14 protein-coding genes and 1 pseudogene are annotated in these 17,133 nt (G+C 67.1%); 13 read left to right on the forward strand and 2 right to left on the reverse strand.

Annotated elements, in window-relative coordinates; genetic code table 11:
- The first annotated feature begins 40 nt into the window (after positions 1–40).
- The 10 genes and pseudogenes from J2W36_RS18735 (at position 41) to J2W36_RS18780 (ending at position 12,501) form a co-directional block, all read left to right on the forward strand.
- Positions 41–2,458 carry a membrane-bound PQQ-dependent dehydrogenase, glucose/quinate/shikimate family gene (locus tag J2W36_RS18735; protein ID WP_307691269.1) on the forward strand — a complete coding sequence of 806 codons (2,418 nt, stop codon included), beginning with the start codon at positions 41–43 and terminating at the stop codon, positions 2,456–2,458.
- Between the two features lie 191 nt (positions 2,459–2,649).
- Positions 2,650–3,897: pseudogene (locus tag J2W36_RS18740) on the forward strand (NAD(P)/FAD-dependent oxidoreductase); the annotation flags it as partial.
- A 43-nt stretch (positions 3,898–3,940) separates the two neighbouring features.
- The gene (locus tag J2W36_RS18745; RefSeq protein ID WP_307691270.1) at positions 3,941–6,829 is read left to right on the forward strand and encodes a nitrate reductase; all 2,889 of its coding nucleotides are present in this window, start codon (positions 3,941–3,943) and stop codon (positions 6,827–6,829) included.
- Between the two features lie 47 nt (positions 6,830–6,876).
- The gene (gene ybiB / locus J2W36_RS18750; protein WP_307691271.1) at positions 6,877–7,791 is read left to right on the forward strand and encodes a DNA-binding protein YbiB; all 915 of its coding nucleotides are present in this window, start codon (positions 6,877–6,879) and stop codon (positions 7,789–7,791) included.
- Complete coding sequence (cobA, locus tag J2W36_RS18755) at positions 7,788–8,585, forward strand: uroporphyrinogen-III C-methyltransferase (RefSeq protein ID WP_307691272.1); 798 nt, start codon at positions 7,788–7,790, stop codon at positions 8,583–8,585. The genes ybiB and cobA overlap by 4 nt, the downstream gene beginning before the upstream one ends.
- Positions 8,586–8,744: 159 nt before the next feature.
- Entirely contained in the window at positions 8,745–9,875 is a 1,131-nt protein-coding gene (locus J2W36_RS18760; RefSeq protein WP_307691273.1) for a sterol desaturase family protein, read from the forward strand.
- Positions 9,876–9,879: 4 nt separating this feature from the next.
- The gene (locus J2W36_RS18765; protein WP_307691274.1) at positions 9,880–11,112 is read left to right on the forward strand and encodes a BaiN/RdsA family NAD(P)/FAD-dependent oxidoreductase; all 1,233 of its coding nucleotides are present in this window, start codon (positions 9,880–9,882) and stop codon (positions 11,110–11,112) included.
- 109 nt (positions 11,113–11,221) lie between these two features.
- A complete protein-coding gene (gene rpsU, locus J2W36_RS18770) occupies positions 11,222–11,434 on the forward strand; it encodes a 30S ribosomal protein S21 (protein WP_007833691.1) in 213 nt (70 codons plus the stop codon).
- 151 nt (positions 11,435–11,585) lie between these two features.
- Positions 11,586–12,035: a GatB/YqeY domain-containing protein gene (locus tag J2W36_RS18775; RefSeq protein WP_307691276.1), complete on the forward strand. Its 450-nt coding sequence runs from the start codon at positions 11,586–11,588 to the stop codon at positions 12,033–12,035.
- Positions 12,028–12,501 carry an NUDIX domain-containing protein gene (locus J2W36_RS18780; protein ID WP_307691277.1) on the forward strand — a complete coding sequence of 158 codons (474 nt, stop codon included), beginning with the start codon at positions 12,028–12,030 and terminating at the stop codon, positions 12,499–12,501. The genes J2W36_RS18775 and J2W36_RS18780 overlap by 8 nt, the downstream gene beginning before the upstream one ends.
- A 3-nt stretch (positions 12,502–12,504) precedes the next feature.
- Here J2W36_RS18780 and J2W36_RS18785 read toward each other — a convergent pair whose 3' ends face one another.
- The gene (locus J2W36_RS18785) at positions 12,505–13,260 is read right to left on the reverse strand and encodes a sulfite exporter TauE/SafE family protein (protein ID WP_307691278.1); all 756 of its coding nucleotides are present in this window, start codon (positions 13,258–13,260) and stop codon (positions 12,505–12,507) included.
- A 104-nt stretch (positions 13,261–13,364) separates the two neighbouring features.
- Here J2W36_RS18785 and J2W36_RS18790 point away from each other — a divergent pair, with 104 nt between their 5' ends.
- Positions 13,365–14,261, forward strand: a complete 897-nt coding sequence (locus J2W36_RS18790) for a LysR family transcriptional regulator (RefSeq protein WP_307691279.1) — start codon at positions 13,365–13,367, stop codon at positions 14,259–14,261.
- Positions 14,262–14,285: 24 nt separating this feature from the next.
- Here the strand turns inward: J2W36_RS18790 and pmbA are convergent, their stop codons facing one another.
- Positions 14,286–15,656 carry a metalloprotease PmbA gene (gene pmbA, locus J2W36_RS18795; protein WP_307691280.1) on the reverse strand — a complete coding sequence of 457 codons (1,371 nt, stop codon included), beginning with the start codon at positions 15,654–15,656 and terminating at the stop codon, positions 14,286–14,288.
- Between the two features lie 64 nt (positions 15,657–15,720).
- Between pmbA and yjgA the strand changes: the two genes are divergently transcribed.
- Both yjgA and mog read left to right on the forward strand, forming a co-directional pair.
- The gene (gene yjgA / locus J2W36_RS18800; protein ID WP_307691281.1) at positions 15,721–16,377 is read left to right on the forward strand and encodes a ribosome biogenesis factor YjgA; all 657 of its coding nucleotides are present in this window, start codon (positions 15,721–15,723) and stop codon (positions 16,375–16,377) included.
- On the forward strand, positions 16,374–16,976 hold the full coding sequence (mog, locus tag J2W36_RS18805; protein ID WP_307691282.1) for a molybdopterin adenylyltransferase: 603 nt from the start codon (positions 16,374–16,376) through the stop codon (positions 16,974–16,976). Before yjgA ends, mog begins: the two co-directional genes overlap by 4 nt.
- Positions 16,977–17,133: the final 157 nt, after the last annotated feature.

Below are 17,133 nucleotides of genomic sequence, written 5' to 3' on the forward strand. Positions count from 1 at the left end.
TCATCCGCCGTCCGTGTTGGCAAGGAATGGAATTCTTTCGATGAAAAATAACCTGGGTTCACCCGTTGGTGGCCTCTGGATCCTGCGTGCACTGGGCGCGCTCACGATCCTGATGGGCTTGTTCCTCGCCGTGGGAGGCGCCTATCTGGCGGTCCTCGGCGGCAGCTTGTATTTCGTGCTCGCCGGCGTGGCGCTGCTGGTGTCCGGCCTGCTGATCGCACGCGGCAACCCCTCGGGCGCCCTGCTATTCGCCCTCACGCTGGTCGCCACGGCGATCTGGGCGGTGGCCGATGCCGGCTTGCACTTCTGGCCCCTGGTGTCGCGCCTGGTGGCCTTGGCCGTGCTCGGCCTGCTGATTGCGCTGGCCTATCCGACGCTTGCGCGCGCCTCCGGCCGCACGGCCGGTCGCGGCGCCCACGCGCTGGCCGCATTGCTGGCGGTCGCACTGATCGCCACCGGGGGCTACGCCTTCGTGCCGACGCCCGTGATTGCCGCACAGGGCACCGCACCCACGCCCGTGCCCGTCACGCCCCAGACGGCGCAGAAGAACTGGCAGCACTGGGGCAACACCACGGCGGGCGACCGCTTCGCGGCGCTGGACCAGATCACAAAGTCGAACGTGAACCAGCTCGAAGTGGCCTGGACCGCGCACACCGGCGACATCCCCGTGAGCACGGGGTCTGGCGCTGAAGACCAGAACACGCCGCTGCAGATCGGTGACACCGTCTACGTGTGCACGGCCTATGGCAAGGTGCTCGCACTCAACGCCGACACCGGCGCGCAGCTCTGGAAATTCGATCCGCAGGCCAAAGGGCCGAACTGGCAACGCTGCCGCGGCCTGGGCTACTTCGACCAGGACGCCCCGCTGGCTGCGACCGCCGTGCCGACTGGCGGCACCCCACCGGCCGCAGCGGCGGGCAACAGCGTGGCCGGCGATTGCCGCAAGCGCCTGCTGCTGCCGACGCTCGACGCACGCCTGATCGCGCTGGACGCCACCAGCGGCCAGCCTTGCGCAGCCTTCGGCAACAAGGGGACAGTCGACCTGTCGGTGGGCATGGGCGAAATCAAGTTCGGCTACTACCAGCAGACCTCGACCCCCCTGATCGCAGGCGGACTGGTCATCGTTGGCGGCCGCGTTGCCGACAACTGGTCGGTCGATGAGCCACCAGGCGTGGTGCGCGCTTTCGACGTCGTCAGTGGCGAGCTCGTCTGGGCCTGGGACTCGGGCAACCCGGCCGTCACCCGTCTGCCGGCAGACGGCAAGACCTACACGCGCGGCGCGCCCAACGTCTGGGCCGCGATGTCCTACGACCCGAAGCTCGACCTGGTCTACCTGCCCACGGGCAATGCCACGCCCGACTTCTTCGGCGGCCATCGCACGGCGGAGGAAGACAAGTACAGCTCGTCCATCGTCGCGCTCGAAGGCAGGACCGGCAAGGTGCGCTGGCATTTCCAGACCACCCACCACGATCTGTGGGACTTCGACCTGCCGGCCCAGCCGCTGCTCTACGACGTGCCCAATGGCCAGGGCGGCACGCAGCCGGCGCTGATCCAGACGACCAAGCAGGGCGAGATCTTCATGTTCAACCGCGAGACCGGCGTGCCGATCGCGGAGGTCCAGGAAAAGCCGGTGCCACAGGGCAGCATTCCGGGTGAGCGCTACTCGCCCACGCAGCCCTTCTCGGTGGGCATGCCCTCGATCGGCAACACGACGCTGACCGAGTCCGACATGTGGGGTGCCACGCCTTTCGACGCCCTGCTCTGCCGCATCAGCTTCAAGGGCATGCGCAGCGAAGGGGTCTACACGCCACCGGGCCTGGACCATGCACTGCAGATGCCCGGCTCGCTCGGCGGCATGAATTGGGGCAGCGTGTCGGTCGACCCGACCACCGCCACCATGTTCGTCAACGACATGCGCCTGGGCTTGGCCAACTACATGATCCCGCGCGACAAGATGCCTAAGAACGCCAGCGGCATCGAGATGGGTGCCGTGCCGCAGGAAGGCACGCCATTCGGTGCGATGCGCCAGCGCTTCCTGTCACAACTGGGCATTCCGTGCCAGGCGCCGCCTTTCGGCACCATGACCGCCATCGACCTGAAGACGCGCAAGATCGCCTGGCAGGTGCCGGTGGGCACGGTGCGCGACACCGGTCCGCTGGGCATCAAGATGCACCTGCCGATCCCGATCGGCATGCCGACCCTCGGCCCTTCGCTGGCTACCCAGTCGGGCCTGGTGTTCTTCGCCGGAACGCAAGACTTCTACCTGCGCGCCTTCGACAGCGCCAGCGGCAAGGAGGTGTGGAAAGCCCGCCTGCCCGTGGGCAGCCAGGGCGGTCCGATGACCTACGTGTCGCCCGCCACCGGCCGGCAGTACGTGGTCATCACCGCTGGCGGTGCGCGCCAGTCGCCCGATCGCGGCGACTATGTGATCGCCTACGCGCTGCCCGCGTCGAAATAGGAGGCGCCCCAATCGTGTGCGTGCCCGCCAGCTAATGCTGGCACAGGGCTTGCATGCCTGAACGCACGGACTGCTGCGGCAAAGGCGTTGCAGCAGTTCTCAGGACAAAGGCGTCCGCATGGATGCATCGGCTTAGCTGGTGCATGCCCATGCGGACGCCTTTTTTGTTTTTGGTGCAGCCCACGAAGGGGATGGACATGCGTGTGAACAAACAGAAGCTCGTGCTCGTCGGCAACGGCATGGCCGGCGTCCGCACGCTCGAGGAACTGCTGAAGATCGACGCCACGCTGTACGACATCACGGTCTTCGGTGCCGAGCCGCATCCCAACTACAACCGCATCATGCTGTCGCCCGTGCTGGCGGGCGAGCAGACCCTTGACGAGATCGTGCTCAACCCCTGGTCGTGGTACGAAGACAACCACATTACCGTGCATGCAGGTCGCAAGGTGGTCGAGGTCGATCGCGTCAAGCGCATCGTGCGTGCGGTGGACGCGCAGGGCGACGTCGTCGAGGCGCCCTACGACCGCCTGTTGCTGTGCACGGGCTCCTCGCCCTTCATGCTGCCGGTGCCGGGCAAGGACCTGGCGGGCGTGATCGCATACCGCGACATCGCCGACACGCTCACCATGATCGACACGGCCCGCACGCACCGGCATGCGGTGGTCATCGGTGGCGGCCTGCTCGGCCTGGAAGCGGCCAACGGCCTGATGCTGCGCGGCATGACGGTGACCGTGGTGCACGTCAACGCCTGGCTGATGGACCGCCAGCTCGACCGCGTGGCCGGCGACCTGCTGCGCAAGTCGCTGGAAGAACGCGGCCTGAAGTTCCGCCTGGGCGCCCACACACAGGAACTGGTCGGCAACGAAGACGGCCGCGTCAAGGCCATCCGTTTCAAGGACGGCAGCGAGGAAATGGCCGACCTGGTGGTCATGGCCGTGGGCATCCGGCCCAACGTCGGGCTGGCCGAATCGATGCGCCTGCACTGCGACCGCGGCATCGTGGTCACCGACACCCTGCAGACCGTGACCGACGCGCGCATCTACGCAGTGGGCGAATGCGCGGCGCATCGCGGCATTGCCTACGGCCTGGTCGCACCGCTGTTCGAGCAGGCCAAGGTGGCCGCCAATCACCTGGCAGAAATGGGCTATGGCCGCTACGTAGGCTCGCTCACCTCGACCAAGCTCAAGGTCACCGGCATCGACCTGTTCTCCGCGGGCGACTTCATGGGTGGCGAGGGCTGCGAGGAGATCGTCATGAACGATCCTTTCGGCGGCGTCTACAAGAAGCTGGTGATCAAGGACGACAAGCTCGTCGGCGCCTGCCTGTACGGCGACACGGTCGACGGCAGCTGGTACTTCCGGCTGCTGCGCGAAGGCCTCAGCGTGGCGCAGATCCGCGACCAGCTGATGTTCGGCGAATCGATCCCGCACGATGCCGGTCAACCGCATGCCTGAGCCCACCGTGCGCCAACCCCTTCCCACGATGACCGATACCCGTTCCACCTGTCCCTACTGCGGCGTCGGCTGCGGCGTGATCATCGAGTCCGAGGGCGCCCAGATCACCGGCGTGCGCGGCGACCCTGAGCATCCGGCCAACTTCGGCCGCCTGTGCACCAAGGGCTCCACCCTGCACCTGACGGCCAGTGCCGCCGTGACGATGCAGACGCGGCTGCTGCAGCCCATGCAGCGCCTGCAACGCGGCAGCGCCGCAGCATCCGTGCCGTGGGCGCAGGCGCTCGACGTTGCAGCCGACAGGTTCGCGCGGATCATCGCCGACCACGGCCCCGATGCGGTCGGCTTCTACGTCTCGGGCCAGCTGCTCACCGAGGACTACTACGTTTTCAACAAGCTGGCCAAGGGCCTCATCGGCACCAACAACCTGGACACCAACTCGCGCCTGTGCATGAGCAGCGCCGTGGCGGGCTACAAAAAGACCCTGGGCTCGGACGCCCCACCATCCTGCTACGACGACTTCAAGGACGCGCAGTGCCTTTTCATCGTCGGCAGCAACACGGCCTGGGCGCACCCGATCCTGTTCCGCCGCATCGAGGACGCCCGGCGCGCCAACCCGGCGATGAAGATCGTCGTGATCGATCCGCGGCGCACCGACACCTGCGAAATCGCCGACCTGCACCTGGCCATCCAGCCCGGCACCGACGTCATGCTGTTCCACGGCATGCTGCACCTGATGCTGCGAGAAGGCTGGACACAGCCCGCCTACATTGCCCGCCACACCAGCGGCTTCGATGCGCTCGAGCGCACGGTACGCGACTGCACACCCGACCAGGTCGCGAAGGTCTGCGGCATCGAACCTTCGGCACTCATCGAAGCGACGCGGCTGTTCGCCAACTCGCCCAGCACGCTGAGCCTCTACTGCATGGGCATGAACCAGTCGTCGTCGGGCACGGCCAAGAACGCGGCGCTGATCAACCTGCATCTGGCGACCGCGCAGATCGGCAAGCCCGGCGCCGGCCCCTTCTCGCTGACCGGTCAGCCCAACGCGATGGGCGGGCGTGAAGTCGGCGGCATGGCCAACCTGCTGAGCGCGCACCGCGACCTTGCCAACGCAGGCCACCGTGCCGAAGTGGCCGCGCTCTGGGGCGTGGCCGACGTGCCCGCCGCACCGGGCAAGACCGCCATCGAGATGTTCCAGGCCGCAGCCGACGGCGAGATTCGCGCGCTGTGGATTTCCTGCACCAACCCCGCCCAGTCCATGCCGGACCAGGCCACCGTGCGGCGCGCGCTGGAACGCTGCGAATTCGTGGTGGTGCAGGAAGCCTTTGCCACCACCGCCACCTGCGCCTATGCCGATCTGCTGCTGCCGGCCACCACCTGGGGCGAGAAAGTGGGCACGGTGACCAACAGCGAGCGCCGCATCTCGCGGGTGCGCCCGGCCGTGCCCGCGCCGGGCGCCGCGCGGCACGACTGGTCGGCCGTCGCCGATTTCGCCACCCGGCTTGAAGCGCGGCTGCCCCGGCGCGCGCCGGGCACCCTCTTCCCCTATACGCTCGACGACCCGGCCGGCGCCCAAGCGATCTGGAACGAACACCGCGAAACCACGCGCGGACGCGACCTCGACATCACGGGCCTGAGCTGGGCCTTGCTCGACACCGCAGGACCGCAGCAATGGCCGTGTCCTGAAGACCAGGCTACAGGTCCCGCCACGGGTCCGGCCACCGGGCGCAGCCTTGGCAAGGCGCGCCTGTATGAGGATGGTGTGTTCGCCACGCCCGATGGCCGGGCCCGCTTCCACAACGCCGCCTATCAGCCCGTGGCCGAGGCGCGCGACGAGCGTTTTCCCTTTTCGCTGAACACCGGTCGGCTGCGCGACCAATGGCACGGCATGAGTCGCACCGGCACGCTGGGCCGTCTGTTCGGCCATGTGCCCGAGCCGCTGGTGCAGATGAACGGCCAGGACATGGCGCGCCTGCAGTTGGGCGACGGCGACCTGGTGCAGGTGTCCTCGCGGCGGGGCGCGCTGGTGCTGCCCGTGCGCGCCAGCACCGAGGTTGGCCCGCACCAGTCCTTTATTGCCATGCACTGGGGCGAGGAATACCTCAGCGGCCAATCGAGCAGCGGCGAGCGCATCGCCGGCGTCAATGCGCTGACCCTGCCGGTCTTTTGCCCCGATTCCAAGCAGCCCGAACTCAAGCATGCAGCCGTCCGCATCCTGAAGGCCGAACTGCCCTGGTCGCTGCTGGCCGCCGCCTGGCTGCCTGCCGACCGGCTCCAGGCCACGCGCGAAGCGCTGCGTGCGCTGATGGCCAGGTTTGCGTTTGCGAGTTGCGTGCCTTTCGGCGCAGGCGGTGCGCTGCAGGGCGGTGCGGCCGAGCGCAGCGGCGTGCTGTTTCGCGCAGCCGCCTACGAAGCACCGCCTGCCGCACTTCTGATGGAAATCGAGGCGCTGCTCGGGCTCGCGAGTGATGAAACGCTGCGCTATGCGGATGTGCGCCGCGGCCAGCGGCGCGCCATGCGGCTGGTACGCAACGCCTCCAACGCCCAGGAAGCACAGCTCGAAGGCTTCCTGCTGGCGGGTGACACCCGCGCCGAGGCATGGATCAAGACACTGCTGCTCGACCAATTGCCCGCCCAGTCCTTTGGCCGTCAGTTGCTGCGCCCCGGTGCAACCGCGCCGGCCGGCGTGGCCGCGCGCGGCAAGGTCGTGTGCAGCTGCTTCGGCGTGACCGAAACGGCCATCGCGACGACCCTGCGCAGTGGCACAGGCAGCGAGAGCGAACGCCTGGCCAGCCTGCAGGCCGGCCTGCGATGCGGCACCAACTGCGGCTCCTGCGTGCCCGAGCTCAAACGCATGGTGCGCATGACCGCTTCGGAGATCGCATCCACGCCCGTCCCGGTGGCGGCAACGGCATAAGCCGTTCCGGATTTCGGCATAAGGCTTGCAGGACAATCGGCATACCCATGGGAATCAGTCACTACATCAAGGAAATCGGCCGCGGTGCGCGAGGCGCCCGTCCGCTCACGCGCGAACAGGCGACCGACCTGTTCGGCCAGGTGCTCGACGGCAGCGTCACCGACCTGGAAGTCGGCGCTTTCTGCCTAGCCATGCGCATCAAGGGCGAGACGCCCGAAGAGATGGCGGGTTTTCTCGACGCCACCCACGCCCGGCTGGTGCGTTTTCCCTCTACAGGCCAGCCGCTGATCGTGCTGCCCAGCTACAACGGCGCACGCAAGCTGCCGGTGCTCACCCCGCTGCTCGCCTTGTTGCTGGCACGTGAAGGCCTGCCGGTGCTGATGCACGGCGCGGCCACCGAATCGAGCCGGGTGCTCGCCTCCAGCGTGCTGGCCGCCATGGACGTGCCGGCACTCGACACCGTGCGGCCCATCGCCGCAGGTGAAGTCGCCTTCGCCCCCACCGAACTGCTCAACGCCGGCCTCAAGCGCCTGCTCGATGTGCGCCGCGTCGTCGGCCTGCGCAACCCCGCGCACAGCGTCGTCAAGCTGATGCAGCCGGCGCTCGGGCCCTGCGTGATCGTGGCGAGCTACACGCATCCCGAATACGCCCAGTCGATGGCGCAGACCTTCGAGCTGACGCGCACCACCGCCCTGCTCTCGCGCGGCATGGAGGGCGAGGTCGTCAGCGACCCGCGCCGCACCGCGCAGGTCGACGGCTTCGTGCGTGGCGAACGCCTCTCGCTGCAGGTGCAGCAACCCGGCACCCTGGCCGAAGTGCCCGGACTTCCCCAAGCCATCGATCTGGCCACCACGGTCGACTACACGCGCCGCGTGCTCGCGGGCGAGGCGCCGCTGCCCGACGCCATCGCGCGGCAGGTCGAACAGATCCGAAAAATCGCAGCAATCGCAGGTCCAGCATGAACGAACTCCACCCCTCCTTTCTGCGCGGCAGCTGCACGCTCGTCGGCGCCGGCCCGGGCGACCCCGAGCTGCTGACGCTCAAGGCCGTCAAGGCCATCCAGGCAGCCACGGTGCTGTTCGTCGACGACCTGGTCAATGAAGCGGTGCTCGGCTATGCGCGACCGCAGGCGCGCATCGTCTACGTCGGCAAGCGCGGCGGCTGCAAGAGCACGCCGCAGGCCTTCATCGAGAAGCTGATGATCACGGCGGTCGGCGAAGGCGAGACGGTGGTGCGCCTCAAGGGCGGCGACCCGTTCATCTTCGGCCGCGGCGGCGAAGAGGTCGAGCACCTGCGCGAAGCCGGCATCGAGGTCCGTGTGGTCAACGGCATCACCGCCGGGCTGGCGGCCGTGACTTCGCTGGGCGTGCCCCTGACACACCGCGACCATGCCCAGGGCGTGATGTTCGTGACCGGCCACGCCAAGACGGGTACGGGCGCCGCCGAAGACCCGACCGACTGGCGCGCGCTCGCGGCCACCGCGCACAACGCCCGGCTCACGCTCGTGATCTACATGGGCGTGGCTGGCGCTGCCCACATCCAGCGCGAACTGCTGCACGGCATGGCCGAGCAGACGCCGGTGGCTGTGATCCAGCACGCCAGCCTGCCGCAACAGCGCCATATCCTGACGACGCTGGGCCGCCTGGCCAACGATCTGGCAGACAACGGCCTGGGCAGCCCTTCGGTGATCGTGGTCGGCGATGTGCTGCGCGGCATGGCTGCCGCCGTCGGTCAGTCCACACGCTTCGGCACCTGAAGGCGGCCCAACGCGATTGCGCTCAACCCCAGGGCACGCTGCGGTACGGGCTGCGGGCGTCGCTCAGCAGCAAGCGAGGGTGCGGCCAGGCGCTCTCGCCGGCTTGTTGCTGCGGCCTAGAATCCCGGCGGACTCTATGAATAGAAAGCGGGGAGACGCATGCTGGAACTGGACAAACTCAACGAATTCACCGCCAGCCATGGCGAGTTGCAGCGCGGCAAGGGTCTGGTCACCGGCACCATCGCGCTGAGCCTGGGCATCCTGTGCTTCCTCGGTGTGCTGGCCTTCCACTTCCCGCAGTACCTGACCACGCCCGAATTGCGTCGCAGCTACAACGTGGACATCATGCGCACCATCCTGCTGGTGGCGATGGTCGTGGCGGGCGGGCTGGCCCTGGTCAACATCGTGTTCAACCGCTCGCGCTGGCTGTCGTCGGCAGCGTTCCTGTTCGTGGTGGCGGCAGCGCTGCTCGGCGGCCACAAGGTGCCGGTCCACGACTTCGCGGACAACACACCCTACATCGGACTGGACTGGTTCATCCTCGACCTGCTGGGCTCGGCACTGATCTTCATCTTCATCGAGAAACTGTTCGCGCACCGCAAGGACCAGCCAATTTTCCGGGCCGAGTGGCAGACCGACTTCCACCACTTCGTGGTCAATCACATGATCGTCGGCTTCGTGCTGCTCGCGACCAACCTGATGGTGCACAAGTTCTTCGGCTGGGCCGCCAACGACGGCATCCGTGGCTGGATCGCTGGCCTGCCATTCTGGGCCGGTGTGCTGCTGATCATTCTGGTCGCCGACCTGGTGCAGTACTGGACGCACCGCGCCTACCACGAGGTGCCGGTGCTCTGGCGCCTGCATGCCGTGCACCACAGCGTCAAGAGCATGGACTGGATGGCCGGCTCGCGCCAGCACATCCTGGAACTGCTGATCACGCGCACGCTGGTGCTCGCACCGATCTACGTGCTGGGTTTCAGCAAGGAAGTGATCGACGCGTACATCGTGGTGGTCGGCTTCCAGGCGGTGTTCAACCACTGCAACGTCAACGTGCGGCTTGGTCCGCTGCGCTACCTCATCGTGACACCGAACTTCCACCACTGGCACCATGCGCAGGACCAGGAAGCGCTCGACCGCAACTACGCGGCACACTACGCCTTCCTCGACTACCTCTTCGGCACCGCCGTCAAGAGCACCAAACTCTGGCCGGAACAATACGGCGTGCTGGGCGATTACGTGCCGAACGGCTTCTTCAAGCAGTTGAAGTTTCCGTTCGTGTGGAAGGGTTGAGCGCTTGAACTTCGACGTCGTCGTCATCGGTGCCGGGGCTGCCGGGCTTTTCTGCGCGGCGCAGGCAGGCCAGCGCGGCCTGCGGGTGCTGCTCATCGACCACAGCGACCGTGTGGCCGAGAAAATTCGCATTTCGGGCGGTGGCCGCTGCAATTTCACCAACCGCGATCTCGACGTGCGTGCGCCGCAGAAGCATTTCGTCAGCGAGAACCCGAACTTCTGCCGCTCGGCCCTGTCGCGCTACACGCCACAGCAGTTCATCGAACTGATGGACCGGCATGGCATTGCCCACCACGAAAAGCACAAGGGCCAGCTTTTTTGCGATGGACCTTCGCAGCAGATCATCGACATGCTGCTGGCCGAATGCCATGCCGGCAATGTCGAACGCTGGCAGCCCTGCGGCGTGAAACGGCTCGCCTTCGAGGCAGGAAACGACACGCAGGCAGGCTGCTATCGACTGGAAACCGACCGTGGCACGGTCGATGCGGCGCAGGTGGTCGTTGCCACCGGTGGCCTGTCCATTCCCCAACTTGGTGCCAGCGACTTCGGCTACCGCGTTGCGCAACAGTTCGGCCTGCGCCTGGTCGCGCCGCGGCCGGCCCTGGTGCCGCTGACCTTCGCGGGGCAAGCATGGGCACCCTACGCCTCGCTGGCGGGGCTGGCGTTGCCAGTGCAGATCGAAACCGGCAGCAAGAAAACGCGCATGCACTTCATGGAAGACCTGCTGTTCACGCACCGAGGCCTGTCGGGCCCCGCCGTGCTGCAGATCTCCAGCTACTGGCAGGAAGGCACGCCGCTGACCATCGACTTCGCGCCGGGCGTCGAAGTCAGCGAGGCGTTGAGCGCGGCCAAGGCACGCTCGCGCAAGCGCATTGCCAACGAACTCGCCATGCTGGTACCGTCGCGCCTGGCTGACGCGTGGGTGGGCGAAGACCCTGCCCTTCAGCGCCCGATCAACGAGGCCACCGACCGCGCGCTCACGCAACTGGCCGAGCGCATCGCTCGCTGGCAGATCACACCCGATGGCACCGAGGGCTACAAGAAGGCGGAGGTCACCGCCGGCGGCGTGGACACGCGCGACCTGTCGTCACAGACGCTAGAGTCCAAACAGCCCGGGCTTTATTTCATCGGCGAGGTGGTCGACGTGACCGGTTGGCTGGGCGGCTACAACTTCCAATGGGCCTGGGCCAGCGCGCACGCCTGCGCGATGGCGCTGCGACCGGCTTCAGTGCTATAATCTCCGGCTAACTTTGGCCTTCCCTCAACGGCCTCAAAATTTTTCAGTTGAGGAACCCCGGCCCGGGGCCTCGATCTCCCCTGGCCAAATTCAGTTCAACGATTCATCAATGACCACCATCCGCGTTAAAGAAAACGAGCCCTTCGACGTCGCTCTGCGTCGCTTCAAGCGCACCATCGAAAAGCTCGGCCTGCTGACCGACCTGCGTGCCCGCGAGTTCTACGAAAAGCCGACCGCCGAGCGCAAGCGCAAGAAGGCTGCGGCCGTCAAGCGCCACTACAAGCGCGTGCGCAGCATGCAGCTGCCCAAGAAGCTGTACTGAGCATTTGCATCGGTCGGGTTGTCCAGCCACGCTGAGACAGCCCACCACTGCAACGAGCCGCGCCAGGTCACCCTGCCGCGGCTTTTGTTTTTTCGATCCCCGCAATTTCGATCCCGCAAGTTTGCGCAAGACCCGCCAGAAGGAAGACGCCATGAGCCTCAAGGACACCATCACCGAAGACATGAAGACTGCCATGCGCGCCAAGGACGCCGAACGCCTGGGCACCATCCGCCTGCTGCTGGCAGCGCTCAAGCAAAAGGAAGTCGACGAACGCGTGGTGCTCGACGATGCGGCGGTGATCGCCATCGTCGACAAGATGGTCAAGCAGCGCAAGGACTCGATCGCCGCGTTCACGCAAGGCGGGCGGGTCGATCTGGCCGACAAGGAAGCCGCCGAGATCAAGGTCCTCGAAGCCTATCTGCCACAGCGCATGAGCGCCGATGAAGTCACTGCCGAAGTCAAGGCCATCGTGGCGGAACTGGGTGCCTCGGGCCCCGGCGACATGGGCAAGGTCATGGGCGCCGTCAAGACGCGCCTGGCCGGCAAGGCCGACATGGGTCAGGTCAGCGCTGCCGTGAAGGCAGCCCTCTCAGGTGCCTGAGCTTTTGCCGCCGACCGGCAGCGGTCCGATCCCCAAAGCGTGCGCCTGTCTGGTGGACCGGCGCGGCCGCCTGCTGGTTTTCGATCATCCCCAGGACGGTGGCATGCAGCTGCCCAAGGGCACGGTCGAGCCTGGCGAAACGCCCGAAGATGCGGTGCGGCGCGAACTGCTGGAAGAGTCCGGCATCCGCTTCGAGGGCCCGTTGGTGCCGCTCGGCACCCTCGACCGTGAATGCGAAGCCGGCGTCGAGGGCAACGTGCATCGACACGCCCAACTGTGGCATCTGTACGCCATGCACACCGACCGCGACTGGCCCGAAACCTTCTCGCACGTTGCCAGCGGCAGCCCGGAAGAAGACGGCCTGGTGTTCGAGTTCCGCTGGCTCACACCCACCGAACCCATCGACGGCTTTGCAATGCCTTACCGGCTGGCGATCGAGCGATTGCGCGCGCACCTGAACACCTGAGGCTCAAGGGCCGAGGCCGAGCATCAGGTACGCGCCCAACAGCCCCAGTCCCCCGAAAAAACAGCGTCGAAACACGGCCAGCGGCAAACGCTCGCGCAGGCGCTGCCCCAGGGCCATGCCGGCCAACGCCGGCAACAAGAGTACCAGGGACAATGGCACATCGGCAGCTTGATAGTTGCCGGTGCCGGCCAGCCCCGCAGCAAGTGCCACCGTCGCCGTCGTGAACGACACGCCCATCGCCTGGACGAAGGCATCGCGCTGCAGGCCCAGCGCGTGGAGATAGGGCACCGCCGGTACGACGAACACGCCGGTCAGCGCCGTCACCACGCCCGTGCAGAGGCCCGCGCACGGCCCCAACCAGCGAGCCCGCTGCGGCCCCAGCATGAAGGCACCGAACGAACGCCCGGCGAGGCCCCAGACCGCGTAGCCGAGCAGCGCCGCACCCAGCAGGGTGCGTGCCCCGGCGGCACCCGCGGGTGCGCCGAAAAACCAGGCGCCACCCAGCGTGCCCAAGGCAATGCCCACCTGCAGACCTGCGACACGGCGCAGCACCGGCCCGAGTGCCGACCATGGCCGCAGCTGCCAGACATTGGTGACGAAGGATGGCAGGATCAACAGTGCCGCCGCCTCCACCGGCGGCATCCAGAGCGCGAGCAGCGCCATCGACAGCGTCGGCAGGCCCAGGCCGACCACCCCCTTGATGATGCCCGCGAGGAGGAAAACGGCGGAGGCCAGAACGATGAGTTGAAGAGAAGGCATGCCCGCAGTCTGTGCAATGTGCACGCCGCGGCCAATGCGGATCTGGCGCAGCCAGCCTCAGGCACAGGCTGAGGCCTTCCCCGCGCCGCGTGCTACCTTGCGTCATGCGATTCGATCTCACCGACCTGCGTGTGTTCCTCTGTGTCGTGGAGGCCGGCAGCCTCACGGCCGGCGCGCAACGCGCCCACATGACCCTGGCCTCCGCCAGCCAGCGGGTGCGCGCCATGGAAGACCTGCTGGGCCACCCGCTGCTGCAGCGCCATGCCCAAGGTGTTCGCCCCACCGAGGCCGGCCGCACGCTGCTGCATCACGCACGAACGGTGCTGGCGCAGATGGAACGCCTGCGCGGCGAGCTGGGCGCTTATGGCGCCGGGCTGCAGGGCCATGTGCGGCTGCTCTGCAACACGTCGGCCATGACGGAGCACCTGCCTGAGCCGCTGGGCCGCTTCCTCGCGACCCATCCGCAGGTGTCCGTCGCCCTGGAAGAGCGTGCAAGCGATGCCATCGTCGACGCATTGCGCGCGGGCCTGTGCGACATCGGCATCGTCTCGGATGCGGTCGATACCGAGGGTCTCGCGCGCATGGCCTTTCGTCGCGACGACCTGATGCTCGTGATGCCAGCGGGCCACGCACTGGCGCGCCGGCGCCGGGTACGACTGGCCGAGCTGACACAGCAGGCCGTGGTCGGCCTGGCCGAAGACAGCCCGTTCGAGCGCCACATTGCCCTGCATGCCAGGCGCCAGGGCCAGAGACTGGCCTACCGCGTTCGCGTGGGCAGCTTCGAGGCGGTCTGCGGGATGGTGGAACAGGGCATCGGCGTGGGCATCGTGCCGCAGACCGCGGCACGCCGCTGCGCGCGCACCATGCAATTGCGCCGTGCGTCGCTCGACGAGCCCTGGGCTGCGCGCACGCTGCTGGCCTGCATGCCGCAGCAGGCGGCCGACCTGTCACTGCACGCGCAGGGCCTGCTGCAGGCACTGATCGCAGCGCCGGCAGGCTGACGGCCCAGGCGGCCGTCGCGGCGCTCAGGAGCCCGCGACCTTCATCCGATTGATCAGCAGCGACCCGGTGGTCTTGGCGCCGTAGTTGTAGGCATCGGCGCCGACGGCCTGGATGCCCATCAGCATGTCCTTGAGATTGCCAGCAATGGTGATCTCTTCGACCGGGAAGGCGATACGGCCCTTCTCTACCCAGAAGCCGCTCGCGCCGCGCGAGTAGTCGCCCGTTACGTAGTTCACGCCCTGGCCCATCAGTTCGGTCACGAACAGGCCGGTGCCGAGCTTGCGCAGCATTTCGTCGAGGTCGTCGCCCGCGTGAGTCAGGCGCGAGGTGAGCGTCAGGTTGTGCGAGCCGCCGGCATTGCCGGTGGTTTTCATGCCCAGCTTGCGCGCGGAATAGGTGCTCAGGAAATAGCCTTCGAGCCGGCCCGCGTCCACGATCTTGCGCGCCTTGGTGGTCACGCCTTCATCGTCGAAAGGCGCACTGCCCTTGCCGCGCAGGATGTGCGGGTCTTCGGCCACGTCGATGTGCGGAGGCAGCACCGGCTTGCCCAGCGAGTCGAGCAGGAAGGTGCTCTTGCGGTAGAGCGCGCCACCGCTGGTCGCCTGCACCAGCCCGCCCAGCAGACCCGCCGCCAGCGGCGACTCGAACAGCACCGGACACTGCGTCGTCTTGATCTTGCGCGACTTCAGCCGCGACAGCGCACGTTCGGCGGCATAGCGACCCACGGCCTTGGCACTGGCCAGTTCATCGGCCGAACGCATCGAGCTGTACCAGGAATCGCGCTGCATGTCGTTGCCCTTGCCTGCAATGGGCGCGACCGAGATCGAATGGCGCGAACTCGCATAGCCACCACGAAAGCCGTGGGTGTGGGCGCTGAAGAAATGACTCTGCTGCGCCGAGACACCCGCGCCTTCGCTGTTGGTGATGCGCCGGTCGGTGGAGAGCGCGGCTTCCTCGCATTCGAGCGCCAGTGCAGCGGCCTGCTCGCTGGTGACGTCCCAGGGATGGAAGAGATCGAGTTCGGGTTGCGACTTGGTGATGTCGGCTTCGTCGGGCAGGCCCCCGACCGGGTCTTCGGCCGTGAAGCGCGCGATGTCGTAGGCCGCCTGCACCGTCTGCGCAATCGCGGCATCGGAAAAGTCGGAGGTGCTCGCATTGCCGCGGCGGTGGCCGACGTACACCGTGATGCCCAGCGACTTGTCGCGGTTGCGCTCGACGTTTTCAAGTTCGCCCTTGCGCACGGAGACGCTCAGGCCGCAGCCTTCGGAGGCCTCGGCGCCCGCATCGGTGGCACCGAGCTTCTTGGCATGCGCCAGGGCCGAATCGACCAGGTTTTCAAAGAAGGAACGGCTGTAGGCAAAGCCGGATTCAACGCGCGCAGAGGATGTCTTCATGTGTTGGCTATGATACTTGCGGCCCCCGGCTTCCCGTGGCAAGCCTACAGATTTCCCCTCTCTCATGTCCCGCAAACCCAAAAAAGGCTACTTCGTCCGTGGACAGTTCGTTGCAGAAGGCAGCGAACTCGACCTGGAGCTCAAGCGCGAGCTCAAGGGCACTGACGAATCCAGCAAGACCGACCTCAAACGCGAAAGCGCCGAGCTGCAGAAGCTCGGCGAGGATCTCCTCACCCTGCGCGCTGGCCTGTTCGACAAACTGGAGCTCGGCGAAAAACTGGTCGATGCCATCGTCGAAGCCCGCCGCATTACCAACTTCGAGGGCAAGCGCCGGCAGATGCAATTCATCGGCAAGCTGATGCGCGGCCTCGACCCGGCCGTGCTCGACACGGTGCGCGCCGCACTCGACGAGCAGCACCGCGCGCCGGCCGAGGAGACGGCGGTGCTGCACGAGGCCGAACGCTGGCGCGACCTGCTGATTGCGGACGACGACGCGCTCGGCGGCTGGATCGAAACGCATCCGGCCACCGACATCCAGCAGTTGCGCGCCCTGCTGCGCCAGGCGCGCAAGGACATCAAGGCCGGCCTGCCCGGTGAAGCGCCCCGCCAGGGCAAGGCCTACCGCGAGGTGTTCCAGCTCGTGCGCGCCCAACTGGCTGCGCACGGCGCCGCCGATCGTGCCGCCGAGGCGGGCGAGCAGTCGCGCGAGCAGGACGCATGAGCCTCCTGCTCGACGCCGACCCGGTGAAGATCGGCCTGGTCTCCGTCAGCGACCGCGCATCGGCGGGCGTGTACGAAGACAAGGGCCTGCCCGCGCTCAAGGAATGGCTCGTGCGCGCGCTGCGCAATCCAGTCCATTTCGAGGAACGCCTGATCCCCGACGAGCAGGCCGGCATCAGCGCGGCCCTGATCGAACTGGTCGACGTGGCTGGCTGTGCGTTGGTCCTGACCACGGGCGGCACCGGACCCGCACTGCGCGACGTGACGCCAGAGGCTACGCTGGCGGTGGCTCACAAGGAAATGCCCGGCTTCGGCGAGCAGATGCGCCAGATCAGCCTGCGCTTCGTGCCCACCGCCATCCTGTCGCGCCAGGTCGCAGTGATCCGCGGCCAGAGCTTGATCATGAATCTGCCCGGCCAACCCAAGGCCATCGCGGAAACGCTCGAAGGCCTGAAGAATGCCGACGGCTCGCAAGCCGTGCCCGGCATCTTCGCCGCAGTGCCCTACTGCATCGACCTGATCGGCGGCCCGTACCTGGAAACCGACGATGCGGTTTGCAAGGCCTTTCGGCCGAAATCCGCCATCCGTACTGCTCGCTGACCTGCAACAACCACGCTGGCGCGGACGGTGCCGGCCACCGAAGACAAAGCCGGGCTATGCCCGGCCTTGTCTTCGGTAGGCCCCCACCAGAAACACCGCGGAACGGGCTCCGCCCGGCCGCAGGTGTTGCCCCCGGTAGGGGGTAGGCGCAGCGGAC

Source organism: Variovorax ginsengisoli (assembly GCF_030811835.1).
Lineage (GTDB): Bacteria > Pseudomonadota > Gammaproteobacteria > Burkholderiales > Burkholderiaceae_C > Variovorax > Variovorax ginsengisoli_C.

Coding starts and splice junctions, on each gene's coding strand:
- J2W36_RS18735 (WP_307691269.1), top strand. CDS start 41: ATGAAAAATAACCTGGGTTCACCCGTTGGTGGCCTCTGGATCCTGCGT.
- J2W36_RS18745 (WP_307691270.1), top strand. CDS start 3,941: ATGACCGATACCCGTTCCACCTGTCCCTACTGCGGCGTCGGCTGCGGC.
- ybiB (WP_307691271.1), top strand. CDS start 6,877: ATGGGAATCAGTCACTACATCAAGGAAATCGGCCGCGGTGCGCGAGGC.
- cobA (WP_307691272.1), top strand. CDS start 7,788: ATGAACGAACTCCACCCCTCCTTTCTGCGCGGCAGCTGCACGCTCGTC.
- J2W36_RS18760 (WP_307691273.1), top strand. CDS start 8,745: ATGCTGGAACTGGACAAACTCAACGAATTCACCGCCAGCCATGGCGAG.
- rpsU (WP_007833691.1), top strand. CDS start 11,222: ATGACCACCATCCGCGTTAAAGAAAACGAGCCCTTCGACGTCGCTCTG.
- J2W36_RS18775 (WP_307691276.1), top strand. CDS start 11,586: ATGAGCCTCAAGGACACCATCACCGAAGACATGAAGACTGCCATGCGC.
- J2W36_RS18785 (WP_307691278.1), bottom strand. CDS start 13,260: ATGCCTTCTCTTCAACTCATCGTTCTGGCCTCCGCCGTTTTCCTCCTC.
- J2W36_RS18790 (WP_307691279.1), top strand. CDS start 13,365: ATGCGATTCGATCTCACCGACCTGCGTGTGTTCCTCTGTGTCGTGGAG.
- pmbA (WP_307691280.1), bottom strand. CDS start 15,656: ATGAAGACATCCTCTGCGCGCGTTGAATCCGGCTTTGCCTACAGCCGT.
- yjgA (WP_307691281.1), top strand. CDS start 15,721: ATGTCCCGCAAACCCAAAAAAGGCTACTTCGTCCGTGGACAGTTCGTT.
- mog (WP_307691282.1), top strand. CDS start 16,374: ATGAGCCTCCTGCTCGACGCCGACCCGGTGAAGATCGGCCTGGTCTCC.